The organism is Micromonospora sp. NPDC006766, from assembly GCF_040636055.1.
Taxonomy (GTDB): Bacteria; Actinomycetota; Actinomycetes; order Mycobacteriales; family Micromonosporaceae; genus Micromonospora.
On sequence record NZ_JBEYIX010000001.1, the window covers coordinates 390,725 to 414,855 of the forward strand.

Genomic DNA, 24,131 nt, shown 5'->3' on the forward strand with positions numbered 1-24,131 from the left:
AGGTTCGGCTCCGGGGGGGTCGAGCCGAACCCGCTCAGCGGTCACGGGGGGTGCGACCGCCGAGGGCCTTTTGGCAGACGGGGGGTGAACTTTCGTCGCGAGCACTAGCATGCCGCAGCGGACCCTTATACGTCGAGTGGTGTCCGCTCCACCCACCGCTAAATCGCACCCTCATAATGTGATCGGCATCACGTGCGGCCGACCATGTCGTGCATACGTCGGCCGCGCCACCCCGGGCACCCGCTCGCCGTTCCCGGTCGGGCTAGACTTCGCGCCGTGGGCCGAGGTGCCGCTTTTTTCGATCTCGACAAGACCGTCATCGCCAAGTCGAGCGCACTGGCGTTCGGTCGGCCGTTCTACCGGGACGGGCTGATTACTCGGCGTGACGTGGTCAAGTCGGCGTACGCGCAGCTGATGTTCCGGCTGGGCGGGACCGACGAGCAGACCATGGCCCGGACCCGGGACTACCTCGCCACGCTCTGCAAGGGCTGGCAGGTGGAGCAGGTCCGTCAGATCGTCGCGGAGACGCTGCACGAGCTGATCAACCCCTATGTGTACGCCGAGGCCGCCGCCCTGATCGAGGAGCACCGGGCCGCAGGCCGGGACGTCGTGCTCGTCTCCGCCTCCGGCGAGGAGATGGTCCGGCCGATCGGCGAGTTGCTCGGCATCACCGATGTGATCGCCACCCGGATGGCGGTGGTGGATGGCCGCTACAGCGGCGAGGTCGAGTTCTACGCGGCCGGCCCGAGCAAGGTCGACGCCGTCGGCGAGCTGGCCACCGAGCGCGGATACGACCTAACCGACTCGTACGCCTATTCCGACTCGTACAGTGACCGACCGCTGCTGGAGTGCGTGGGCCACCCGACCGCGGTTAACCCGGACCGGGCGCTGCGCAAGCTGGCCGTGGAGAACTCCTGGCCGGTGCTGGAGTTCCGGCACCCGATACCGCTCGGCCGGCGGCTGCGCGAGCGCCCCGCCGTGCCGGTCGCCGCGGCGGCCCTCGGCGTCGGTGTCGGTGTCGCCATCGGCATCGCCTGGTACGGCCGGCACCGCCGCACCCGCGCCACCGCCGCACCCACCGCCTGATTCCTGCGCCATTCCCCGGCGGAACAGGTCAGGAGGCGGCGAGGACCTCGTCGCCGATCGAGGTGATCTGGTCCGCGCCGACCTCGACCGCCGTCATGTAGTGGCGCAGCCACGAGCGCAGCCCGTCGGGCGTCCCGGTGGCGAAGGCGCCGGCCGCGCCGACGTACTCCGGCTCCCGCTCCCGGTGACCGACGTCGACGGCGACCAGACCGCGCGGGTCGAAACCGGTGGTGATCAGCACCAACCGGGCGGCGGCTCGCGCGACCACCCCGGACGGGCCGGCGAACGGGCGCAGGTTCAGCAGCTCACCGTGCACCACCGCGGCCAGCACCAGCGGCGGTGCCTTCGTGCCACCGGCGACCAGCCCGGCCAGCCCGTCGAGACGCGCCGCGACCACCGGGTCGACCACCGGGCGGCCCAGCTCCGCCTCGGCGACGACGTCCCGGGCGGCGAGGACGTGCAGCCGCGCGAGGACCTGGCGGGGGGCCTTCGGCCAGAGTTCGCTCAGCCCGGGCAGCGCCCCGGCCACCCGCAACGCCCCCTGCAGCACCGGGTCGGTGACCGTACCGGCGCGTACCTCCTCACGGTCGTGCACCCGGCCCTCCAGGGCGGCGCTGGCCACCGCGCTGCGGAGGCTGACCTCGGCGGCGACCTGGCCGCCGTGTCGGCGCAACGCGCGGTGCCGGTGGGCCTGGTCGACCCGGTCGCGGGCCCGCTCGGCGGCGGGGGCGACGTCGGCGAGCGCGAGCAGTGGGGCGAGCGGGTCGTTGGTCACCCCGCCACGCTAGCGGCCCACCCATCCCACCGGGACATCCGCGGTGAGAAGGGAACCCTTCTCTACCGCAGGCGTTAACAGGGGGCCCTTCCTTGCATCTCGGCGCGTTGCGCGGGCCGCTGGGCGCGCGGCGGCTCACCGGCGTCGCGGTGACCGGTACGCCGGGTCTAACCTCATGCCGTTAGGAGACGCAGGTCACGCGACAAAGGAGCACCGCATGAGCGAGGCACTGGCCAACTTGCTGAACGAGACGCGGCAGTTCCCGCCGCCGGCCGAACTCGCCGCGAACGCCAACGTGACCGCGGACGCGTACGCCGAGGCCGCCGAGGACCGCCTGGCCTTCTGGGAGCGTCAGGCGGGCCGGCTGGACTGGGCCCGGCCGTGGGACCAGGTCCTCGACTGGTCGAACGCGCCGTTTGCGAAGTGGTTCGTGGGCGGCCAGCTCAACGTGGCGTACAACTGCCTGGACCGGCATGTGGCGGCCGGCCGGGGCGACAAGGTGGCGATCCACTGGGAGGGCGAGCCCGGCGACACCCGCACCCTGACCTACGCCGACCTGCACAAGCTCACCTGTCAGGCGGCGAACGCGCTGACCGACCTGGGCGTGGTCGCGGGTGACCGGGTGGCCATCTACCTGCCGATGATTCCCGAGGCGGCCGTGGCGATGCTGGCCTGCGCCCGGATCGGCGCGACGCACAGCGTGGTCTTCGGCGGCTTCTCCGCCGACGCGCTGACCAACCGGATCCAGGACGCCACCGCCAAGGTGGTGATCACCGCGGATGGCGGTTTCCGCCGGGGCAAGCCGTCGGCGCTGAAGCCGACCGTCGACGAGGCGGTGGCGAACTGCCCGTCGGTGGAGCACGTGCTGGTCGTGCGCCGCACGGGCGAGCAGGTCGCCTGGTCGGCGAAGGACCACTGGTGGCACGAGACGGTGGAGACCGCCTCCCCGGCGCACACCGCCCAGCCGTTCGATGCCGAGCACCCGCTGTTCATTCTCTACACCAGCGGCACCACCGCCCGACCGAAGGGCATTCTGCACACCACAGGCGGCTACCTGACCCAGGCGTCGTACACCGCGCACGCGGTGTTCGACCTGAAGCCGGAGACCGACGTCTACTGGTGCACCGCCGACATCGGCTGGGTCACCGGGCACTCCTACATCGTGTACGGCCCGCTCTCCAACGGTGCCACCCAGGTCATGTACGAGGGCACCCCGGACACCCCGCACAAGGGCCGGTTCTGGGAGATCGTCGACAAGTACGGTGTCACGATCCTGTACACCGCGCCGACCCTGATCCGCACGATGATGAAGTGGGGCGAGGACATCCCGGCCGGGTACGACCTGTCCTCGCTGCGGCTGCTCGGCAGCGTCGGCGAGCCGATCAACCCGGAGGCGTGGATCTGGTACCGCCAGCACGTCGGCCGGGGTGAGCTGCCGGTCGTGGACACCTGGTGGCAGACCGAGACCGGCGCGATCATGATCTCTCCGCTGCCGGGGGCCACCGAGGCCAAGCCGGGCTCGGCGATGACCGCGCTGCCCGGCGTCGTCGCCGACGTGGTGGACGACCAGGGCCAGTCGGTGCCGAACGGCGGCGGTGGCTACCTGGTGCTCAAGGAGCCGTGGCCGTCGATGCTGCGCACGATCTGGGGCGACGACAACCGGTTCATCGAGACGTACTGGTCGCGGTTCGGTGCGGGCGCCAACGCCGGCGACGAGTGGGTCTACTTCGCCGGCGACGGGGCAAAGAAGGACGACGACGGGCACATCTGGCTGCTCGGCCGGGTCGACGACGTGATGCTGGTGTCCGGCCACAACATCTCCACCACGGAGGTGGAATCGGCGCTGGTCAGCCACCCTTCGGTGGCCGAGGCGGCGGTGGTCGGCGCGACCGACCCGACCACCGGCCAGGCGATCGTGGCGTTCGCCATCCCGCGCGGCAGCGCCGAGATCTCCGGCGAGGCCGGCGAGCGGCTCATCACCGAGCTGCGCAACCACGTGGCGAAGACGCTCGGCCCGATCGCCAAGCCACGGCAGATCATGCTGGTGCCCGAGCTGCCGAAGACCCGCTCCGGCAAGATCATGCGCCGGCTGCTCCGGGACGTCGCGGAGCACCGCTCGCTCGGCGACGTCACCACCCTGCAGGATTCCTCGGTGATGGACCTGATCTCCGCCGGAATCGGTGGCGGCAAGTCCGACGAGGATTGACGGCAGGCCGATGCCCGGGCAGGTCAGCTGCCCGGGCATCGCCCGTATCGGTCCTCCGGTGATCTCCCGGAGAATCCCCTGATCCGCGGCACCTGCGCGGCCACCGGGGAGATGCCCGCCCTAGGCTTGCCACATGACCGACCAGCGCCGCGGGCCCGTTGACGAGTCCTGCGTCCTCCCCGACGGGCCCTGGACGCACCGGTTCGTCGGCGCCAACGGCAGCCGGTTCCACGTCGTCGAGGCCGGCACCGGCCCGATGGTGCTCTTCCTGCACGGTTTTCCCGAATACTGGCTGGCCTGGCAGGAGATCCTGCCGGCGGTCGCCGACGCGGGATTCCGGGCGGTCGCGGTCGACCTGCGCGGATACGGCGCGAGCGACAAACCACCCCGGGGGTACGACGGCTACACCCTCGCCGCCGACGTGGCCGGGCTGATCCGGGCGCTCGGCGAACGGTCGGCGACCCTCGTCGGCTCCGGGGCGGGCGGTCTGATCGCGTGGACCGCCGCCTCGTTCCACCCCAGCCTGGTTCGGCGGCTGGTGGTGCTCGGAGCGCCACACCCGCTCCGGCTGCGGGCCGCCATCTTCGCCGACCCGCGCGGCCAGTTCGCCGCCTCCACCCCGACCTTGAAATTCCAGCTGCCCCGATACGAGCACGTGCTGACCCGCGACAACGCCGCCGAGGTGGAGGCGATCCTGCGCCGCTGGGGCGGGCCGCGCTGGGTGAACGGCTCCGGCTTCCCGGCGTACGCCCGGTCCTGTCGGGAGGCGATGCAGATCCCGCAGGCAGCCTTCTGTGCCATGGAGGGCTACCGCTGGGCGTTCCGGTCGGTGCTGCGTCTGCACGGCTACCGGTTCGTCAAGCTGATGCAGCGGCCGCTGGTCACGCCGACCCTTCAACTACACGGCGCGCTGGACCAGGCGTCCCTGCCACGTACCGCGCAGGGTTCGGGGCGCTACGTGACCGCCCCGTACGAGTGGCGGCTGCTTGACGAGGTCGGCCACTTCCCCCACGTGGAGGCCCCGGACGTGGTGCTCGGCGAGATCCTGCGCTGGGCGAAGGCCTGACTCTACAGCCGCCGCTCCCGCAGGTCGACGACCTCGTTCGCGGGTGCCCAGCCCTGGTAGACCCCGAAGTCGAACGCCTCGAGACCCAGCGCGCGGGCCACCGGCCACCGGCCACCGGTGTACTCCACCCGCAGCCAGCCGTCCTGCTCGGCCAGCACGATGAACGGCTGCCCCTGCCAGGTGCAGGTGGTCCGGACGTATGCCAGCTCGTCGACCTCGACGGCCGGGACCACCCGGACGTGACGGCCGGGGCGTACCTCCGCGAAGCCCTCGCCTGGCTCGGGCTGGTAGAGGCGGACATCGTCGCCGTCCGGGCTGGCCTGATACTCCCGGCCCCGCCAGCGGGCCACGTAGCCGTCCCGGGTCACGGCGCACCGATCCGTTGCCAGAGCAGCGCATCGGTGTCCAGGACCGCCACCAACCGTTCGCTGCCGTCCGCGCCGATCCGGCACAGTTGCGCACCGTGCGGCAGCCGAGCACTGTCCACCTTGAACTCGGCGATCACATCGGTGCTCTCCCCTGGCGCGAAGCCGTTGCCGCGGAACGGGGGACGCTCGATCACCCAGCCCTCCATCGCCCGCATCGCAGTCTCGTTCTGCCCGCCGTACGGAATGCGGTAGAGGCTCGGCCGGTGCGCCGGCCAACGCAGCACGTAGATCTCGTCGGCTTCCCGAGAAAACGGGGAGTCGGGGTGACCGAGGCCGAGCGCGTCGTAGAGCTGCGCCGGGGTGCTCAGGTGGGCCAGCTCGCTGGACCGGTGCACGAAGCCGGACACCCGGTCGTAGCCGCGCTCCAGATAGTAGGCGAGTTGACTCGGGGCGATCGCCTTCTGCATGGTCACCGGTCGGCTCGGGTCGACCGGTGGCGCGGCGGGCCGGGTCTCGGCCACCGGTTCGGCCTCGGCTACGGGCGGCTCCGGCTCGCTCTCCGGGTCGTCCCCGAGCCCCACCTCGGCGGCCCAGTTGGCCAGCGCGAGGACCTGCTCGCCGGGGTACTTCGCCCCGACCGGGGTGCCCGGATTCACCGCGAACGACCAGCTCTCGTCCGGCCAGCGGCGGATGAGCTGGACGAACCTCACGCGTACGGTGTCGACGGGCGGGTCGACCCGGTTGGTCAGCCGCTCCGGCGAGGTGTAGACCACCACGTACGTCTCGCCGTCGAGCTGCTCCGTCCGCCAGACGAAGCCGGGGTCGCCGGGGCGGCTCCCGGGCGCGGAGTCGACTGTGACGGGCAGCAGCACCCGGGCCAGCAGCAGAGTGGAGAGGAAGCTGTCGGTGCTGCCACTGCTGGCCGCCGCGAGCAGTTCCTCCTCGACGTCGTTGGCCGGCGCGAAGTCGGCCGGCACCGACTCCGGCGCGGGCGGCACCGACTCCGGCGCGGGCGCGGCGAACAGCGACCCGGACGGTACGTCGGCGGGCGCGGCCGGCGGATCGAGGGTGAGCGGCACGGTGTCGTCGGTCAGGTGCGGTGAACCGGTCGCGGTCGCCATCGCCGAGGTAGCGGCGGAAGCGGTGGTCACACCGTACGGCTCGGGCGCCTCGAACGCCGGATCAGCGGCCAGGCGGTTCGGCGGCTCTGCGGGCCTGGTGAGGTCCCGGGCCTCGATCACGGTGCCCTCGATGACGATCGGCTTGAAGGCCCGCTGCGGCGCGGGGGGACCGGACACGGGCTCGGCGATCGACGAGGGCAGTTCCTCCGCCTCGTCCGGCGGGAGAGCCCCACCCCCCGGGCTTTTGAAGGTCGGGTGGGTCCGCTCGTCCGCACCCGGTCCGTCGCCGGTGGAGGGGCGACGACGGGGCAGCGCCTGGGTCGCCTCCTCGGTCGAGGCCGCCGGGGCGGGCTGGAACGGCCGGGTCGGCGCGTCAGGGCGGAGTGCCTGCGTGGTCTCCCCGGCGTCCATCGCCGACGGCCCGGTGGGTTGCTCCGGCACCGGCTCGTTCAACGGGCGGCGACGCGGGAATGGCTGGCCGCCGCGGGCCATCCGGGACGGCGGTACCGCGCGCTCACCGGCCCGGTGTGCCGGATCCAGGGACGACAGCCGGCGGGACGAGGCGGGCTCGAAGAACGACCGGGCCGGCGGCGGGGGCTCGCCGGAACGGCCGTTCGCCGCACCGGTGCGCCCGTTGTCGGCGAACGGGTCCGGCTCGTCCGGACGACGACGCAGGCCGTCGAGCCAACCCGAGAGGTGGTCGGCAGCCGGGGCCGGTGGTGGGCCGGCCGGCCCGGTCGCGCCGGAAACGGCGGGCCGGGCTGCCGAAATGGAGATCGGAACGGTTGACAGCTCGTCCGCGGACGCGGCCGACGGTGGCGAGGCCGTGCCGCCCTGGTCGGCGGCACCGGCGCTGCCACGGGGCCAGGCTGCGGTCCCTACCCGCTCCAGGCGGGCACGGGCGCCCATGGTCCGGCCCGGCAGCCGGACGTCCCCCCGGGAGAGCTGCGCCACGAACCAGGCCGGCAGATAGCCCTCGATCGGCAGCCCGGGATTGACCGCCAGCCACCACTCTTGGTTCGGCCACCCGGCGGCCAGGTCGGCGTACGGGACGCGGCGGGTGGGACCCGCGTGGTCACCCAGGCAGGCCCGCAACGCGGTGACGGAGCTGAACGCGAGGATGTGCGTGCGGCCGCCGGTGGTCCAGGTGCCCCAGCCGACCGGGGCCCGCCCGGCCGGCGACTCCGCGGCGACCGGCAGCAGCAGATCAACGCGGGTTAGCACCCGGAAGTAGAGCTGTTGATCCTGCGCGCGCAGCGCGTCCCGCATCGCCACCTCGGCCTCGGTGGCCGGCTCCCATCCGGTCACGGCCACCTCTCCCTCCGTGTACAGGCCATAGGCATCGCCTAACAACCTACAAGGTGGCGGCCACATCACAATGGCTGGCCGCCGGCGGTACGTCGGGGCGTCAACGAGCCGTTAACATCCCGTTTCGGAGCCGACACGTTACGGAGGCGGTCGATGTCCCGGCCCATCGCGCGCCCGGCCCTGGCCGTTGTGGCAGCCGTCCTCGCCACTCTGCCAGCGGCTGGCCCGGCGGCGGCCCGCACGCCGTCCCCGGCGTGCGCCGCGCCCCCCGCCCCGGCCCGGCCCGTAGCCGAACAGCCGTGGCCGCAGCAACGGTACGCGCCGGACCGCCTCGCCCCGCTCGCGACCGGCGCCGGGGTGACCGTCGCGGTCGTCGACTCCGGCGTCGACCGCCGTCATCCGCAGTTGGCCGGGCGGGTGCTCACCGGCACCGACTTTCTCGATCCGGGCGGCGACGGCACCCGGGACTGTGCCGGGCACGGCACCGGGGTGGCGAGCATCATCGCGGCGACGCCTCGGCCGGGGGTGGCGTTCCAAGGGCTCGCCCCGGATGCCCGCATCCTCCCGGTACGGGTCAGCGAACAGCAGGTGGTCGAGGGGCGGGAGTCGGGGCGTACGGTCGACGCGGCCGACTTCGCCCGGGCCATCCGGTGGGCGGTGGACCACGGTGCCGACGTGCTCAACCTCTCCGTCGTGCTGTACGCGGACAACCCCGCCGTCCGCCTCTCGATCGCGTACGCGCTGCACCGTGACGTCGTCGTGGTGGCCGCCGCCGGCAACCTGCACGACAGCGGGAATCCCCGGCCGTACCCGGCCGCGTACGACGGGGTGCTCGGGGTCGGCGCGATCGGGGCGGACGGCACCCGCGCCGGTTTCTCCCAGACCGGCCCGTACGTCGACCTCGTCGCACCGGGCAGCGACGTGCTGCTGGCCGCGCCGGAGCAGGGGCACCGGCGGGCGGAGGGGACCAGCTACGCGGCGCCCTTCGTGGCGGCCACCGCGGCGCTGCTGCGCCAGTACCGCCCCGAGCTGACCGCGGCCGAGGTGGCCCGGCGGATCGTGGACAGCGCCGACCCGGCCCCGGGGGGTGGGGGCGAGACCGGGGCCGGGGTGTTGAACCCGTACCGGGCGGTCACGGAGTCACCCGGGCCGGCGGTAACACACCCGCGCCGGAGCGAGACCCTGGCTGCGGACCGGCCGGACCCGGCCGCGCTGGCGCAGCGGGCGCGACGGGCGGCGGCCCGGGACCGGGCGCTGCTGGTGGCCGGCGCGACCGGCACGGCGACGCTGGTGGTGCTGCTGCTCGCCGTGGTGCTGCCTCGGGGGGCCCGCCGCCGCTGGCGCTCGGCCGGCCCGGCCTGACCCGGCACCAGGACCCGCACCACCCGGGGGCGGGAGGTTGCGCGGGTCCTGGCCGGGCCGGCGGCGGCGACTACTGAAAGAGGTTGGCGTTCCGCTTCTCGGTGTCGAGGTAGTCGGCGGCGGAGTCCTCCACTGCCAACTTGATGTCACGCAGCATGGCCTGCAGGTCCTGCGAGGCGGACCGCCACCGCGCCTGCCGCTGCTCGTACGCCTCGCGAGCCTCGCCGGACCAGCTCGCGACCAGCGGCGCGGCATCCCGCTCGAGCTGGCCGAGCTGGCTGTCGAGGGTGTTCAGGGCCTTCTGAATGTCCGCGCCGGCCTGCTGCAGCGCGGCGAAGTTGACGACCAGCACACCGTGGTCCATCACATCCATCCTTCCGTCGTCGTCAGAGCGGCAGCTGGATGCCGCGGTGGGTGCCGGCGACCCGGCTGGCGGCCTCGGTGTCCGAGACGTCGTACTGCGCGCCGGCGGTGCGGATCGCGGTGGCGGTCTCCCGCAGGGCCCGCTGCAGCGCCGCCTGGTCCTGCGCCCACTGCTGCTTGACCTGCTCGAACGAGCGCCCGCCAGCGCCCCGCCAGGCCTGCTGCAACACCTCCAGCTCGGCCATCAGGCCGCTCAGCATGCTCTGCAACGACTGGTCTACCTGCTCGAACTTCGCAGCGGTCTGCTGCATCACCGCCGCTTCCGCCTGGGTCTGAGACACCCGGACGTCACCTCGTCTCATCGGTCGTGGCTGGTCGTGGGAACGACCACCGTGGACTCGCCGGGCGCAGATCCTGATTCGGGGGGGGTGGGGACGACCGCACTCGGCGCAACTCGTCGCTGACGGTAGCCGCCCGATTCCGGATATGCCACCCCCTCGGCTCCCCTGTGGACAACGAGGCCTTACCATGAGCCACGGCGACGTCACGCGGCGAACAGGCGAGGGGGTGCGGTGACCACGACCGCCAGCGGCGGGCCGGCACCCGCAACCGCTCGACCGCCACAAAGGACGACGACCGGGGTACGGGCCGGGCAGGTGGTGGCGGCACAGGTCGCGGTGGCGATGCTGGTCGCCGCCGCCGGCCGGGGCGTGGTGGTGACCGCGGCCGCCCTGTTGTCGGCGATGCTGCTACTGCCGGCTGCCTGGATACGCCTGCGCGGCCGGTGGCTCTACGAGTGGCTGCTGGTGGGGCTGGGGCATCTGACCCGCCGGCGGGCCCTGCCGGCGACGTCCGGGGCCGCTGCCGTACTGGAGTTGGTGGTCCCTGGCGCGGCGGTGCGCCCGGCCGAGCTGGCCGGCGGCCCGGCCGCCTTGATCGAGGACGCCGACGGGATGACCGCGCTGCTGGAGATCGGCGACCCCGACGACCTGCTCGGCACCGGCCCACAGCCCCTTCCCACGCCGTTGTCCCTGCTACCGCCACCGGGGCCGGAGAGCCCACCGGTCCGGCTTCAGCTGCTGCTCTCCGCCTCCCCCGCCCCGGCACCGGCCGCCGCCGCCGGCGCGGCCGGGACGTCATACCGGCAGCTCACTGACGGGCGGCTGGCGGGCCGGGCCCGGGCGGTGCTCGCCGTCCGGATGCTGCGGGGCGACGGCTGGTCGGACGAGGAGTTGCGCCGGGCGCTCTCCGGCACCGTGCGGCGCATCGTGCGCCGGCTCGGCCCGCTGACCGGCCGGCCGCTGGGCGGAGCGGCGGCACTTCGGGTGGTCGCCGAACTGGCCCATCACGACGCCGGCGCGCCGGTCCGCGAGAGCTGGCCGGCGGTGACGGTGGGCGGGCTCCCGCAGACCACCTGGCGGCTGCGGCGCTGGCCGGATCCGGGCACGGCCCACCGGTTGGTTCCCCGGTTGCTCGCCCTGCCGGCTACCGCCACCACCGTCTCGTTCTGCGTCGGCCCGCGCATCGGCACCGACGCCGCGCCGGCGCCCATCGAGCTGACCGTACGCGTGGCCGCCCGAAGCACGACGGAGCTGTCCACCGCCGAGCGGGCACTGCACCGGCTCGCCGGTGACCTCGGGGCGGAGTTTCGGCGACTCGACGGCGAGCACCTGGCCGGTCTGGCCGCGACCCTGCCGCTGGCGGTGGCCGGGGGCGCGAGCACCGCGGCCCCGGCCGATCTGGGGTCCCTGGAACTCTGCCTCGGCGAGTCCGGGGTGATGGTGGGCACCAACCGGCATGGCGGCGCGGTGACCATACGCCTGTTCCGCCCGGGGGCGACCCGGCTGCTGCTGGTCGGCGGGGTACGCGCCGCGCAGCTCGTCGCGCTGCGGGCACTGGCGCTGGGTGCCCGGGTGGCGGTGCAGACCACCCGGCCGCGGGCGTGGGAGCCGTTCGTTCGCGCGGTGGGCACCCCCGGCGACGCGGTGCCGCTGATCCCGCCCGGCCGACCGGTTGGCGGCGCGCCCGGCTCGCCGCTGCACCCGTTGCTGCTGGTGGTCGACGCCGGACCGGCGCCGTCGGAGGTGGGGCCGGAGGCGGCCTGGCAGTCCGTCCTGGTGGTGCGGGACGAGCTCACCCCGGCGGACACTGCGGCGCTGGCCCGGGCGGACCTGGCCATCTTGCCGCCGCTCACTTCCGACGAGGCGGCGCTGGCCGGTGCGGCGTTGGGCCTCGGCGGTTCGGCGGAATGGCTGACCCGGATCCGGGACGACATGGTCGCGGTGGTGAACCGCCGGGCGCTCCGCTGGGCGCTGCTGTCACCGACGCCGATCGAGTCGCAACTGGTCGGTCGGCCGGGCCGCCGCTGAGCCGGCCACGATTCGTCGATCTTCCCGGGTTTCGCTGGTGGACGGGGCGTGGCACGATCCGGGCCATGGAATTCCTGAAGGGTCTTCTGATCCGGGTGGCCTCGACGGCGGTGGCCTTCTGGCTGGCCACCCTGATCATCCCGGGCATCACCCTGAGCGCCGCGACGACCACCGAGAAGGTGACCACGCTGTTGCTGGTCGCCGTGATCTTCGGGGTGGTCAACGCGGTGCTCCAGCCGATCATCAAGACCGTCGGCTGCGCGTTCTACCTGCTCACCCTCGGCCTGATCGCGCTGGTGGTCAACGGCCTGCTCTTCCTGCTGACGAGTTGGATCGCCGGTCAGGCCGGGCTGCCGTTCCACGTGGACGGCTTCTGGCCGGCCGCGATGCTGGGCGCGCTCCTCGTCGGCATCGTGACCTGGCTGCTCGGCAGCATCTTCGACCGCGACTGAACCGCACCGCCGGTTCCCGCCCGCGCCGACCAGGCCAGTGGGCGGGAATTGGCTGGTGAGCGGCGGGTTCACCGGCAGTAGCGTGACGGGGTGTTCACCCTGACCCGCCCCGATGGCTACCGGCTCAGCACCGATCCGGCTCGGCTCGACCTCGACCGGGTGCACCGGTGGCTCGCCACCGACGCGTACTGGGCGATCGGGCGGGATCGGGACACGGTCGAGCGGGCCTTCGCCGGCTCGATCGGCTTCGGCGTCTACCGGCCCGGCGACGGGCAGCAGGTGGCGGTGGCCCGGGTAGTCACCGACCGGGCCACCTTCGCCTGGCTCTGTGACGTCTACGTGGACCGGGCCGAGCGGGGCCGCGGGCTGGGCACCTGGCTGGCTGGCGCGGTCCGTGACCACCTGGCCGAGCTGGGCGTACGCCGGATCGTGCTGACCACCGCCGACGCGCACGGGGTCTACGCCAAGGTCGGCTTCGCCACGGTCGAGCCGGACAGGTGGATGAAGCTCGACCAGCGGTGACCCAAGTCACCGGAAAGGACCAAGGCCCGCCTTCACCACTTACGGTGGAGGCGTGAGCCAGACCCGTCTCGGTTACCTCTACGGCTTCGGCGCGTACCTGATCTGGGGCTTCTTTCCGATCTACCTGAAGCTGCTCCGCCCGGCCGGGCCGGTGGAGATCCTCGCGCACCGGATCGTCTGGTCGGTGGTCTTCGTGGCGCTGGTGCTGGCCACGATACGCAACATCGGCTTCCTCCGGGCGCTGGCCCGGCGGCCCCGGGCCCTGGCCGGCATCGGCGCGGCCGCCGCGCTGATCGCCGTGAACTGGGGCACCTACATCTACGGAGTGAACTCCGACCGGGTGATCGAGACCGCCCTGGGCTACTTCATCAACCCGCTGGTCATCGTGCTGATCGGGGTCTTCCTCCTGCGCGAGCGGCTGCGCCCGGCGCAGTGGGTGGCGCTCGGCGTGGGCGGCCTCGCCGTCGCGGTGCTGACCGTCGACTACGGCCGCCCGCCCTACCTGGCGCTGGTGCTGGCCTTCAGCTTCGCCGGGTACGGCCTGGTCAAGAAGCGACTGGCGCTGCCCGCCGCGGAAGGGCTCTTCGTCGAGTCGGCGGTCCTGGCGCTACCGGCGCTGGCCTACCTGGGTTGGCTGACCCGGGGTGGCACGGCGACCTTCGGGCACGTCTCCGTCGGGCACACCGTGCTGCTGGTGCTGGCCGGCGCGGCCACCGCGATTCCGCTGCTGCTCTTTGCCGGGGCGGCCAACCGGCTGCCGCTGTCCGCCCTCGGCATGCTGCAGTACGTCGGCCCGATCCTCCAGCTCGGCTGCGGGGTGCTGATCTACCACGAGCCGATGCCCCCGGCCCGGCTGGCCGGTTTCGCCCTGGTCTGGCTCGCCCTGGTGATCTTCACCCTGGACGCCCTCCGCAACGCCCACCGCACCCGGGCGGCGGCGCGGGCCGCCGCCCCGGTCCCCGCTCCGACCCACTGACCGGCCCGACCGGGTCAGTGCTCGGCGGCGAGGCCGTCTGCGATGGCGCGGGCCGCGCTGAGCAGCTTGGCCCGCACCACCCGGGCGGAGGTCATCATCTCGCTGGCCGGCAACGCACAGGCCAGCACCACCCGGCGCTCGATGTCCTTGTCCGGGGCGATCAGCACCGCCGCGCAGGCCACCCCCTGGCGGAACTGCCCCAGCTCCAACTGCATGCCGCGTCGGTCACCGGCGGCCAGGTCGGCCTCGAACGCCTCGGCGGTGGTCAGGGTGGCGCTGGTGAACGGGCGCATGCCGTACTCGCGCAGGTAGCGGACGCGCTGCTCGGGGGTGAGCGTGGCGAGCAGGCCCTTGCCGAGGGCGGTGGCGTGCGCCCCCTCGTCAAAGCCGGGCACCAGATCCTCCAGGTACGGCGAGCGGGGCCCCTCGGCGACCGCCGTGACCGCCACCTGGCCGCCCACGAAGCGCCCTAGGTAATGGCTCCAGCCGGTGTCCACCGCGGCCCGCCGCAGCGACTCGCCGACCGCCGGCGGCCCCCGGAACGCGGTCACCAGCTCCCGGTAGCGGTCGGCCACCTCCAACCCGACGATGTACGTGCCGTCCTCCCGCCGGATCACATAGCCCTCATACGCGAGGGTGCGCACCAGGTGGTAGGTGGTGGCAACGGTCAGCTCGCACCGACGGGCGATCTGCTTGACGGTGAGTCCCTTCGGCGCACGGCCGACCGACTCGAGCACTCGAAGCGCGCGGGAGACACTTCGGATCAGGTCCGAAGGTTCCGCCAAGGGGTCACGCACAACCACCTCCGCCGCCGGGGACTTACACCATATGAAAAACAGGCCGCGTGCGAAATGCCTGTTCGGATCGAGGATGCCAGATCGGCGGGCACAGCCTGTGCACCGACAGACACGATCGGCGGTCAAAACGTGACCGGCGTAGGTTTGCCAAACCATGACCGACACCGCCCTGCGCCCCGCACCCGCCACGTCCCGGCCCACCGTCCGCGCCAGCGCGGGTGCGGTCGCCACCACGATCGCCTGCGTCCTGCCCGTCTTCCTGGTCGGCGGCCTCGCCGTGCAGATGGGCCACGACCTGCGGTTCTCCCCCGCCGGGCTGGGCCTGGCAGTGTCGGTCTACTTCGGGGTCAGCGCGCTCGCGTCGGTGCCCGCCGGGGTGCTCGTGGAGCGGTACGACGCGGCCAGGGTGGCCCGCGCCGGCATCCTGCTCTCGGCCGGCTCGCTGCTGGCCGTGGCGGGGCTGGCCCGGTCGTACCCGGTGCTGGTCGGCCTGCTCGGGCTCAGCGCGGCCGCGAACGCCCTCGGCCAGCTCGCCAGCAACGCGGCGCTGGCCCGGCACGTGCCCGCCCACCGACAGGGGCTCTCCTTCGGGGTGAAGCAGGCGGCCATCCCGATCTCCACCCTGCTGGCCGGCGCGGCGGTGCCGACCATCGCGCTGACCGCCGGCTGGCGCTGGGCGTTCGTGGCCGCCGCCGGGATCGCACTGGCCGCGCTGCCTGCCGTACCCGAGGCAGCGAAGGACCCGGCCCGGCGGTCGACCGCCGGACGGTCGGGCGGGGCCACCGGGGCCCTGGTGGTGGTCGGCGTGGCCGCCACCCTGGCGGCAGGCGCAGCCAACGCGCTGGGCACCTTCGTGGTGGACTCGTCGGTCGGCCGGGGGCTGTCCCCGGCCCTGGCCGGCCTCACCCTGACCCTGGGCAGCCTGGTCTGCGTGGTGGCCCGGGTCGGCGCCGGTTGGCTCGCCGACCGCCGGGAGACCGGGCACATCGCGCTGATCGCCGGGATGCTGGTGGTTGGCGCGGTCGGGCTGGCGCTGCTGGCCCTGGCCGGCGCCGTGTCGCTGGTCGCCGGCGTGGTGCTCGGTTTCGGGCTCGGCTGGGCCTGGCCCGGGCTGATGAACTTCGCGGTGGTCCGGCTCCACCCGCAGGCCCCGGCCGCCGCCACCTCGATCACCCAGACCGGCGTGTACGCGGGCGGCTGCCTAGGTCCCCTAACCCTAGGGCCCCTGGCCAGCGAGCTCGGCTACCCCACCATGTGGGCAAGCGCCGCCGCCGCCATGCTCCTAGCCGCCGCCCTCATGCTCCTAGCCAGCCGCCACCTCTCCCACCCCCACCCATCCCGTTGATCATGAGGTTGGCGGCACTCGGAGAGATCCACATCGCCGCCAACCTCATGATCAACACGAAGGGAGGGGAGATGGTCCGGGGGGGGTGTTAGCTGGTGCGGTCGGCTATGTGGTCGCAGAGGGATTCGAGGGCTTGGCGGGCGGGAGTGTTGGGGAGGGGGGCTAGGCGGGCCCTCGCGTCTTCGGCGTAGCTGCGGACCGTTTCCCGGGCGCGCTTGAGCGCCGGGGACTCGCGGAGCAGGCCGAGCGCCTCGGCGTGCAGGGCGTCGTCGACCAGCGGGCCGGTGGACAGGATCTCCCGCAGCCGCACCGAGGCGGCGTCGGAGTCGTCCGAGGCGAGCGCGTAGAGCACCGGCAGGGTCGGCACGCCCTCGCGCAGGTCGGTGCCGGGCGTCTTGCCGGACTGCACCGACTCGGCGGCGATGTCCAGCAGGTCGTCGGAGAGCTGGAAGGCCAACCCGATGGTCTCGCCGTATCCGGCCAGAGCGTCGATGTGCCGGGCGGAGGCACCGCCGAACATGCCGCCGAAGCGGGCCGAGGTGGCGATCAACGACCCGGTCTTCTCGGCGATGACGTGCAGGTAGTGCGCGACCGGGTCGCCGCCGCGCGGGCCGACGGTCTCCGCGATCTGCCCGTGCACCAGCCGGGCGAAGGTGCGCGCCTGCAGGCGTACGGCCTCGGGGCCGAGGTCGGCCGCGATGTCCGCGGCGCGGGCGAAGAGATAGTCGCCGACCAGGATGGCGACCGAGTTGGTCCAGCGCGAGTTCGCGCTCGGAGCGCCCCGTCGCACCGCCGCCTCGTCCATCACGTCGTCGTGGTAGAGCGTCGCCAGGTGAGTGAGCTCCATCACCACGGCGGCCGGTACGACCTGCACGGCGGTCGGGTCGCCGAATTGGGCACCCAGCGCCACCAGCAGCGGTCGGAACCGTTTGCCGCCGGCCTCGACCAGGTGCCGAGCCGCCTCGGTGACCAACGGGTCGGCGCTGGCCACGCTGGAAAGCAGCTCACTCTCGACCCGCTCCAACAGGCCCAGCACGGACGCCTCGACGCGCGGATCGGCGAGGTGCAGGCCGAGCGCGCCGAACTGACCCGTGTCCCCCGGCCCGCGACGACCGCCGGGGCCGGTGACACCTGAACGCTCGCCAGCCGGAATCACCACGCCTCCCACCATGCCACACCCGTTCGACCTGCCCAGAAAGGGGATACGGGCCGGGGGCCGGTACGCCACGGCGTACCGGCCCCCGGCGGGAGAACCAATCTCATCGCACGAATTCGGCGGCACCGTTGGCCAGGTCGAGCAGCGGTGCCGGGGCGACACCGAGCGCCAGCGTGGCCAGCACCCCGATGGCCAGGGCCGCCGAGGTGAGCGCACCCGGGACCGCGACGGTCGGGGTGGCCTCGCCCGGCTCGGAGAGCCACATCATCACCACGACCCGCAGGTACGGGAAGGCCAGCACCATGCTGGTCAGCACACCGGCGATCACCAGCCAGGCCTGGTTCGCCTCCAGCGCCGGCGCGAAGATCGCGAACTTGCTGGTGAACCCGCTGGTCAGCGGGATACCGGCGAAGGCCAGCAGGATGAAGGTGAAGACCGCGGCGAAGAACGGCGACCGGCGGCCCAACCCGGCCCAGCGGGACAGGTGGGTGGCCTCCCCGTCGGCGTCCCGGACCAGGGTCACCACGGCGAACGCGGCGAGCACCGAGAAGCCGTACGCGACCAGGTAGAACATCGTGCCGGAGAGCCCGTTCTTGCCCGGCGACAGCACGCCCACCAGCAGGTAACCGGCGTTCGCGATCGACGAGTACGCCAGCAGCCGCTTGATGTCGGTCTGGGTGACCGCCAACACCGCGCCGACCAGCATGGTCAGCACCGCCACCGCGCCGAGCACCGGGGTGAAGTCCCAGGCGGCGCCGGCGAAGGCGACGTGGAAGACCCGCAGCAGGGCGCCGAAGGCGGCGACCTTGGTGCAGGCGGCCATGAAGCCGGTCACCGGGGTCGGGGCGCCCTGGTAGACGTCCGGGGTCCAGACGTGGAACGGCGCGGCGGCGGCCTTGAAGAGCAGCCCGATGGCGAGCAGCGCCATGCCGGCGAAGAGCAGCACCGAGCTGGACGAGGACGCGCCGACCGCGGCGTGCACGGTGGCGAAGTCGACGCCGGCCGCCCGGCCCTCGACGCCCCCGGTGAAGCCGTAGATCAGCGCCACCCCGAACAGGAAGAACGCCGATGCGTACGCGCCGAGCATGAAGTACTTCAGCGCGGCCTCCTGACTCAGCAGCCGCCGGCGGCGAGCCAGCGCGCAGAGCAGGTAGAGCGGCAGCGAGAAGACCTCGAGCGCGATGAACATGGTCAGCAGGTCGTTCGCCGCCACGAAGATCAGCATGCCGCCGATCGCGAACGTGGCCAGCGGGTACACCTCGGTGGCACCGCCGGCCAGCTCGGCCTGCCGCCGGTCGTCGGCCGAGTCGGCGGTGACCGCGGCGTGGGCCACGAAGGCCCCACCCCGCTCCACCGCGCGCTCACCGATCAGCAGCAGCGCCATCGCGGCCAGGACGAGGATCGCACCCTGGAGGAAGAGCGTCGGCCCGTCCACCGCGATGGCCGAGCCGGCGGTGATCAGTCGACTGCCGGCGCCCCGGACCACCATGGTCAGCGCGGCGAACACGGCCGCCAGCGCGAGCAGCAGCTGCACCGTGTTGCGCAGTCGCCGCGGCACGAACGCCTCGACCAGGACGCCGACCAGGGCCGCGCCCAGCATGATCAGGATCGGAGCGAGCGCCGCGTAATCGAGCGGCGGCAACTTCAACTCGGTCATTTTGCGGCCTCCTGGACGCTACCGACCGTCGGGGCGGGGTCGGTCCGACCGACGTCCTGCATGGTCGCCTTGACGGCGGGGTTGATGACATCGGTGACCGGCTTGGGATAGAAGCCGAGCAGCACGATCAGCGCGATCAGCGGGGCGACTACGACCTTCTCGCGCAGGCTGAGGTCACGGCGCATGCCGTCCACCTCGGTCAGGGCCGGGTTGAGGGTGCCCTGGGTGGTGCGCTGCACCATCCACAGCACGTACGCCGCGGCCAGGATGATGCCGAGAGTGGCGATCACCGCGACCGGCTTGTTGGTGGTGAACGTGCCGATCAGCACCAGGAATTCGGAGATGAACGGCGCGGTGCCGGGCAGCGCCAGCGAGGCGAGACCGGCGAAGAAGAACACCCCGGCCAGCACCGGCACCAGCTTGCCCGCGCCGCCGAAGTCGCTGATCAGCGCCGAGCCCCGGCGGGCGATCAGCATGCCCACCACCAGGAAGAGCAGGCCGGTGGCCAGACCGTGGTTGAGCATGTAGAGCACCGCGCCGGTGCCGGCCTGAGTGGTGAAGGCGAAGATGCCGACCCCGATGAAGCCGAAGTGCGCGATCGAGGTGTACGACACCAGCCGCTTGAGATCGTTCTGCCCGACCGCCAGGAGCGCGGCGTAGATGATGCCGATCAGGCCCAGCGCCAGCGCCCACGGGGCGAACCACTTCGACGCCTCGGGGAAGAGCGGCAGGCAGTACCGCAGGATCCCGAAGGTGCCGACCTTGTCCAGCACGCCGACCAGCAGCGCCGCCGCGCCGGCCGGGGCCGCGCCACCGGCGTCCGGCAGCCAGGTGTGGAACGGGAAGAACGGCGCCTTGATCGCGAACGCGACGAAGAACCCGAGGAAGAGCCAGCGGGCCGTGTTGGTGGTGATCTCGGCCTGGGTCAGCGCCTGCCAGTCGAAGGTCTTCCCGCCGACCACCCAGAGACCGATCACCGCGGCCAGCATGAACAGACCGCCGACCAGGGAGTAGAGGAAGAACTTGACCGCCGCGTACTGCCGCTGGTGGCCGCCGTAGCTGCCGATCAGGAAGTACATCGGCACCAGCATGACCTCGAAGAACACGTAGAAGAGAAAGACGTCGGCGGCGGCGAAGACGCCGATCATCGTGCACTCGAGGATGAGCAGCAGTGCGAAGTAGACCGGCACCGAGCGCTTCGACGACTCGGCGTCGTGCCAGGAGGCCAGGATCACCAGCGGCACCAGGATCGCGATCAGCATCAGCATGACCAGCGCGATGCCGTCCGCCGCGAAGGTGAAGTTGACCCCCCAGTTCGGGATCCACGCGTACGACTCGTGGAACTGGAACCGCTTACCGTCGGCCTGGAAGGTGATCCACATGACCACCGACAGCGCCAGGACCAGCAGCGACCAACCGAACGCCACCAGTTTGACCAGGTCCGGCCGGCGCCGTGGCAGCAGGGCCACGACCAGGGCACCGACCAGCGGTGCCACGGTCAGCACCGAGAGGAACGGGAAGTTGGACATTATTCGGCCTTACCTCCGTCGTGACTGCGTGGCCCGCCGGCGGGGGCGGCCGCGTTGAGGTCGATCACGCCAACCACCCCGCCTGCACCGCCAGGAACGCCGCCACCACGAGCAGCGCGCCGGTGAGGATCGAGGTCGCGTACGACCGCACGAAACCGGTCTGCAGCCGCCGGAGCCGGCCCGAGCCCCCGCCCACCGCGGCGGCCAGGCCGTTGACCAGCCCGTCGACGCCCCGGTTGTCGAGGAAGACCAGCGCCCGGGTGAGGAAGATGCCCGGCTTCTCGAAGACCGCCTCGTTGAAGGCGTCGGTGTAGAGGTTCCGGCGGGCGGCGGTGACCAGCACGCCGGCCGGCTGCGGCGCGGTGGCCGTGCCGTTGCGGAACAGGAACCAGGCCAGCCCGGCGCCGAGCACGGTGATCAGGATCGACAGCGCGGTGATCAGCCAGTGCGCGAGGACGGGGTCGTGCTCCACGTGCTCGCTGCCCAGGCCGGCGGTGGCGGTCAGCCAGTCCGGCACGGTGGTGGCCATCAGACCACCGGCGGCCACTGAGCCGATCGCCAGCAGGATCAGCGGGACGGTCATCAACTTCGGCGACTCGTGCGGGTGCTCGATGTCCTCGGTCCACCGCTTCGGGCCGTGGAAGGTGAGCACGAAGAGCCGAGTCATGTAGAAGGCGGTCAGCCCGGCGCCGAGCAGCGCGGCGCCACCGAAGAGCCAGGACGTCCAGTCCCCCCGCTCGAACGCGGCCGCGATGATCGGCTCCTTGGAGAAGTAGCCGGAGAGCGGCGGGATGCCGATGATGGCCAGCCAGCCCATCATGAAAGTCAGCCAGGTGACCTTCATGTGCTTCGACAGCGCGCCGAAGCGGCGGATGTCCACCTGGTCGTTCATGCCGTGCATGACCGAGCCGGCACCGAGGAACATGTTGGCCTTGAAGAAGCCGTGCGCCAGCAGGTGCACGATGGCCAGCGCGTACGCCGCGCCGCCCAGGCCGACGCCGAGGAACATGTAACCGATCTGGCTCACCGTGGACCAGGCCAGCACCCGCTTGATGTCATCCTTGGCCGCGCCGATGAGGCAGCCCATCAGCAGGGTGACCGCACCGACGCTGACCACCACCAGCTGAAGCGTGCCGTTGGCCGAGAAGATCGGGTTGGACCGGGCGATCAGGTAGACGCCCGCGGTGACCATGGTGGCCGCGTGGATGAGCGCGGAGACCGGGGTCGGGCCCTCCATCGCGTCCGGCAGCCATGCCTGGAGGGGGAACTGGCCGGACTTGCCGGTCGCCCCGAGCAGCAGCAGCAGGCCCAGCACCAGCACGGTGGTCGCGGAGAGACCGCCGACGTGGTTGAAGACGCCGTCGTACTGGGTGGTGCCCAGGGTGGCGAACATGACGAAGATGCCGATGGCCAGGCCGGCGTCGCCGACCCGGTTCATCAGGAAGGCCTTCTTGCCGGCGGTGGCCGCGCTCGGCCGGCCGTACCAGAAGGAGATCAGCAGGTACGACGCCAGACCGACGCCCTCCCAGCCGAAGTAGAGCATCACGTAGTTGTTGCCGAGCACCAGCAGCAGCATCGCGGCGACGAACAGGTTGAAGTACCCGAAGAACCGTCGCCGGCCCTCGTCGTGCGCCATGTACTCGACCGCGTAGAGGTGGATCAGGAAGCCCACCCCGGTGATCAACAGAACGAAGACCGCAGCCAGCGGGTCGAAGAGCAGACCGAAGTCCACCTTGAAGTCGCCGACCGCGATGAACTGCCAGAGGCTCAGCTGGACCTGCTTGTTCTCCACGCCGCGAAGCTGAAGGAAATAGGTCAGGCCGAGCCCGAAGGTGGCGGCGATCGCGCCCACTCCCAGCCAGTGGCCCCACCGGTCCGCCCGCCGGCCCAGCAGCAGCAGGATTGCCGCGCTGACCAGCGGTACGGCCACCAGCAGCCAGACGCTGCCGAGCAGGCCGTCGGCCGGGGCGAAGGTGATGGCACCTTCCGGAGCAGCCGAAGCATGCATCAGAATCTCATCCACCGGTGGACCCCTCAGTACTTCAGCAGGTTGGCGTCGTCGACGCTCGCCGAGCGCCGAGTCCGGAAGATCGACATGATGATCGCGAGCCCGACCACGACCTCGGCCGCCGCCACCACCATCACGAAGAACGCCATGATCTGGCCGTTCAGGTCGCCGTTGATCCGGCTGAAGGTGACCAGCGTCAGGTTGGCCGCGTTGAGCATCAGCTCGACGCACATGAACAGCACGATCGCGTTACGCCGGATCAGCACACCGACGGCACCGATGGTGAACAGCACCGCGGCGAGGATCAGGTAGTAGTCCGGGGTCACTTCTCCGTCCCCTTCAAAGAGGTCTCCTCGGCGGACAGCTCACGGACCGGCAGGATCTCGGGGATGCTGCGGTCGCTCAGCCGGCCGTCGGGCAGCCGGGCCGGGGTGGCCACCGAGGACGAGGTGGCGAAGACACCCGGTCCGGGCTTCGGGCCCGGGTAGTTGCCGGGGCGGAACCTGGCCTTCATCGTGGCGACCTGGTCCATCCGGTCCTCCTTGCGCCGCTCCAGGTGCGCCAGCACCATCGCGCCGACGGCCGCCGTGATCAGCAACGCGGAGGTCAGCTCGAAGCCGAAGACGTACTTGGTGAAGAGCAGCCGCGCGATGCCCTGCACGTTGCCGTCGGCGTTGGCCTTGTCCAGACCGACGGCCTGGACCCCTTCCAGGGCTCGGTAGAGCCCGCTGCCGACCAGACCGGCGAAGCCGAGGCCGAGCAGCACCGCGACGACCCGCTGCCCGCGCAGCGTCTCGATCAGCGAGTCCGAGGAGTCCCGCCCGACCAGCATCAGCACGAACAGGAAGAGCATCATGATCGCGCCGGTGTAGACGATGATCTGCGCCATGCCGATGAACGGCCCGGCCTGCAGGACGTAGAACACGCCCAGGCAGAGCATCGTCAGCACCAGCCAGAGCGCCGAGTGCACCGCGTTGCGGGCCCACACCATGCCGATCGCGCCGATCAGCGCCAGCGGGGCGAGGATCCAGAAGGTCACCGCCTCGCCGGTGGGCACCGAGGCCGCCTCGGCGAGCACCATCTGCGTGGTCATGCCGTATCTCCCTTGCCAGCCGCGGCCGGGCTCATCGGCGAGCGCTCGGCACCGGCCGAGGTGCCCGGGTTGGTCAACGCGCCGACGTAGTAGTCCTTCTCGCTGTCGCCCAACCGCATCGGGTGCGGCGGCTGCTCCATGCCCGGCAGCAGCGGCGCGAGCAGCTGCTCCTTCGTGAAGATCAGGTCCTGCCGACTGTCCCGGGCCAGCTCGTACTCGTTGCTCATGGTGAGCGAACGGGTCGGGCAGGCCTCGATGCAGAGCCCGCAGAAGATGCACCGGGCGTAGTTGATCTGGTAGGTGCTGGCGTAGCGCTCACCCGGGGAGAAGCGCTGCTCCTCGGTGTTGTCGCCGCCCTCCACGAAGATCGCGTCCGCCGGGCAGGCCCACGCGCACAGCTCGCAGCCGATGCACTTCTCCAGGCCGTCCGGGTGCCGGTTGAGGATGTGCCGCCCGTGGTAGCGCGGCGCCGAGACCGGCGGCTTGAACGGGTAGTCGGTGGTGACGACCTTCCTGAACATGTGCGAGAAGGTGACCCCGAAGCCCTTGAACGTTCCGGTGACCGTGCCCAC

Annotated in this window: 21 protein-coding genes and 1 pseudogene; 9 read left to right on the plus strand and 13 right to left on the minus strand. The window is 72.1% G+C overall.

Translation table 11 applies throughout. The annotated features are described in order from the left end of the window. Positions 1 to 276 precede the first annotated feature (276 nt). Positions 277 to 1,086, plus strand: a complete 810-nt coding sequence (locus ABZ671_RS02515; protein WP_357849925.1) for an HAD-IB family hydrolase — start codon at positions 277 to 279, stop codon at positions 1,084 to 1,086. A gap of 28 nt (positions 1,087 to 1,114) precedes the next feature. Here ABZ671_RS02515 and ABZ671_RS02520 read toward each other — a convergent pair whose 3' ends face one another. Beyond that, on the minus strand, positions 1,115 to 1,861 hold the full coding sequence (locus ABZ671_RS02520; protein ID WP_357849928.1) for an oxidoreductase: 747 nt from the start codon (positions 1,859 to 1,861) through the stop codon (positions 1,115 to 1,117). Positions 1,862 to 2,078: 217 nt separating this feature from the next. Between ABZ671_RS02520 and acs the strand changes: the two genes are divergently transcribed. Continuing rightward, on the plus strand, positions 2,079 to 4,067 hold the full coding sequence (gene acs, locus ABZ671_RS02525) for an acetate--CoA ligase (RefSeq protein ID WP_357849931.1): 1,989 nt from the start codon (positions 2,079 to 2,081) through the stop codon (positions 4,065 to 4,067). 133 nt (positions 4,068 to 4,200) lie between these two features. After that, the gene (locus ABZ671_RS02530) at positions 4,201 to 5,133 is read left to right on the plus strand and encodes an alpha/beta hydrolase (RefSeq protein ID WP_357849934.1); all 933 of its coding nucleotides are present in this window, start codon (positions 4,201 to 4,203) and stop codon (positions 5,131 to 5,133) included. Positions 5,134 to 5,135: 2 nt separating this feature from the next. Here ABZ671_RS02530 and ABZ671_RS02535 read toward each other — a convergent pair whose 3' ends face one another. Together ABZ671_RS02535 and ABZ671_RS02540 are read right to left on the minus strand one after the other, a co-directional pair. Beyond that, on the minus strand, positions 5,136 to 5,501 hold the full coding sequence (locus tag ABZ671_RS02535) for a hypothetical protein (RefSeq protein WP_357849937.1): 366 nt from the start codon (positions 5,499 to 5,501) through the stop codon (positions 5,136 to 5,138). Then, positions 5,498 to 7,930: an SseB family protein gene (locus ABZ671_RS02540; RefSeq protein ID WP_357849940.1), complete on the minus strand. Its 2,433-nt coding sequence runs from the start codon at positions 7,928 to 7,930 to the stop codon at positions 5,498 to 5,500. The genes ABZ671_RS02535 and ABZ671_RS02540 overlap by 4 nt, the downstream gene beginning before the upstream one ends. 153 nt (positions 7,931 to 8,083) lie before the next feature. Between ABZ671_RS02540 and mycP the strand changes: the two genes are divergently transcribed. Then, positions 8,084 to 9,292 (plus strand): type VII secretion-associated serine protease mycosin, encoded by a 1,209-nt coding sequence (mycP, locus tag ABZ671_RS02545; RefSeq protein ID WP_357849942.1) that lies wholly within the window; start codon positions 8,084 to 8,086, stop codon positions 9,290 to 9,292. Positions 9,293 to 9,362: 70 nt separating this feature from the next. On the opposite strand, the gene ABZ671_RS02550 is transcribed toward mycP, so the two are convergent. Next, positions 9,363 to 9,656, minus strand: coding sequence for a WXG100 family type VII secretion target (locus tag ABZ671_RS02550; RefSeq protein WP_357849945.1), 294 nt, complete (start codon positions 9,654 to 9,656; stop codon positions 9,363 to 9,365). 22 nt (positions 9,657 to 9,678) lie between these two features. Then, a complete protein-coding gene (locus ABZ671_RS02555; RefSeq protein ID WP_357849948.1) occupies positions 9,679 to 9,996 on the minus strand; it encodes a WXG100 family type VII secretion target in 318 nt (105 codons plus the stop codon). A gap of 231 nt (positions 9,997 to 10,227) precedes the next feature. Between ABZ671_RS02555 and eccE the strand changes: the two genes are divergently transcribed. The 4 genes and pseudogenes from eccE to rarD all read left to right on the plus strand — a co-directional run bounded on the left by eccE (position 10,228) and on the right by rarD (position 13,974). Next, positions 10,228 to 12,024 carry a type VII secretion protein EccE gene (gene eccE / locus ABZ671_RS02560; protein WP_357849951.1) on the plus strand — a complete coding sequence of 599 codons (1,797 nt, stop codon included), beginning with the start codon at positions 10,228 to 10,230 and terminating at the stop codon, positions 12,022 to 12,024. Positions 12,025 to 12,089: 65 nt separating this feature from the next. Beyond that, a complete protein-coding gene (locus tag ABZ671_RS02565; protein WP_357849954.1) occupies positions 12,090 to 12,476 on the plus strand; it encodes a phage holin family protein in 387 nt (128 codons plus the stop codon). A 90-nt stretch (positions 12,477 to 12,566) separates the two neighbouring features. Next, positions 12,567 to 13,054, plus strand: a pseudogene (locus ABZ671_RS02570) (GNAT family N-acetyltransferase). Continuing rightward, the gene (gene rarD / locus ABZ671_RS02575) at positions 13,051 to 13,974 is read left to right on the plus strand and encodes an EamA family transporter RarD (protein ID WP_357849958.1); all 924 of its coding nucleotides are present in this window, start codon (positions 13,051 to 13,053) and stop codon (positions 13,972 to 13,974) included. Before ABZ671_RS02570 ends, rarD begins: the two are co-directional and overlap by 4 nt. Positions 13,975 to 13,988: 14 nt before the next feature. On the opposite strand, the gene ABZ671_RS02580 is transcribed toward rarD, so the two are convergent. Next, a complete protein-coding gene (locus ABZ671_RS02580) occupies positions 13,989 to 14,771 on the minus strand; it encodes a helix-turn-helix domain-containing protein (protein WP_357849961.1) in 783 nt (260 codons plus the stop codon). A 154-nt stretch (positions 14,772 to 14,925) separates the two neighbouring features. Here ABZ671_RS02580 and ABZ671_RS02585 point away from each other — a divergent pair, with 154 nt between their 5' ends. After that, positions 14,926 to 16,116 carry an MFS transporter gene (locus tag ABZ671_RS02585; RefSeq protein WP_357849965.1) on the plus strand — a complete coding sequence of 397 codons (1,191 nt, stop codon included), beginning with the start codon at positions 14,926 to 14,928 and terminating at the stop codon, positions 16,114 to 16,116. Between the two features lie 88 nt (positions 16,117 to 16,204). Here the strand turns inward: ABZ671_RS02585 and ABZ671_RS02590 are convergent, their stop codons facing one another. The 7 genes from ABZ671_RS02590 to nuoI form a co-directional block, all read right to left on the minus strand. Next, a complete protein-coding gene (locus tag ABZ671_RS02590) occupies positions 16,205 to 17,287 on the minus strand; it encodes a polyprenyl synthetase family protein (protein WP_357849968.1) in 1,083 nt (360 codons plus the stop codon). A gap of 88 nt (positions 17,288 to 17,375) precedes the next feature. Next, on the minus strand, positions 17,376 to 18,929 hold the full coding sequence (gene nuoN, locus ABZ671_RS02595; RefSeq protein ID WP_357849971.1) for an NADH-quinone oxidoreductase subunit NuoN: 1,554 nt from the start codon (positions 18,927 to 18,929) through the stop codon (positions 17,376 to 17,378). Further along, complete coding sequence (locus tag ABZ671_RS02600) at positions 18,926 to 20,458, minus strand: NADH-quinone oxidoreductase subunit M (RefSeq protein WP_357849974.1); 1,533 nt, start codon at positions 20,456 to 20,458, stop codon at positions 18,926 to 18,928. Before ABZ671_RS02600 ends, nuoN begins: the two co-directional genes overlap by 4 nt. A 64-nt stretch (positions 20,459 to 20,522) precedes the next feature. Continuing rightward, positions 20,523 to 22,466 (minus strand): NADH-quinone oxidoreductase subunit L, encoded by a 1,944-nt coding sequence (gene nuoL, locus ABZ671_RS02605; protein WP_357850611.1) that lies wholly within the window; start codon positions 22,464 to 22,466, stop codon positions 20,523 to 20,525. A gap of 26 nt (positions 22,467 to 22,492) precedes the next feature. Continuing rightward, positions 22,493 to 22,792: an NADH-quinone oxidoreductase subunit NuoK gene (gene nuoK, locus ABZ671_RS02610; protein WP_073834091.1), complete on the minus strand. Its 300-nt coding sequence runs from the start codon at positions 22,790 to 22,792 to the stop codon at positions 22,493 to 22,495. Beyond that, on the minus strand, positions 22,789 to 23,559 hold the full coding sequence (locus ABZ671_RS02615) for an NADH-quinone oxidoreductase subunit J (RefSeq protein WP_357849976.1): 771 nt from the start codon (positions 23,557 to 23,559) through the stop codon (positions 22,789 to 22,791). The genes nuoK and ABZ671_RS02615 overlap by 4 nt, the downstream gene beginning before the upstream one ends. Further along, entirely contained in the window at positions 23,556 to 24,131 is a 576-nt protein-coding gene (gene nuoI / locus ABZ671_RS02620) for an NADH-quinone oxidoreductase subunit NuoI (RefSeq protein WP_357849979.1), read from the minus strand. The genes ABZ671_RS02615 and nuoI overlap by 4 nt, the downstream gene beginning before the upstream one ends.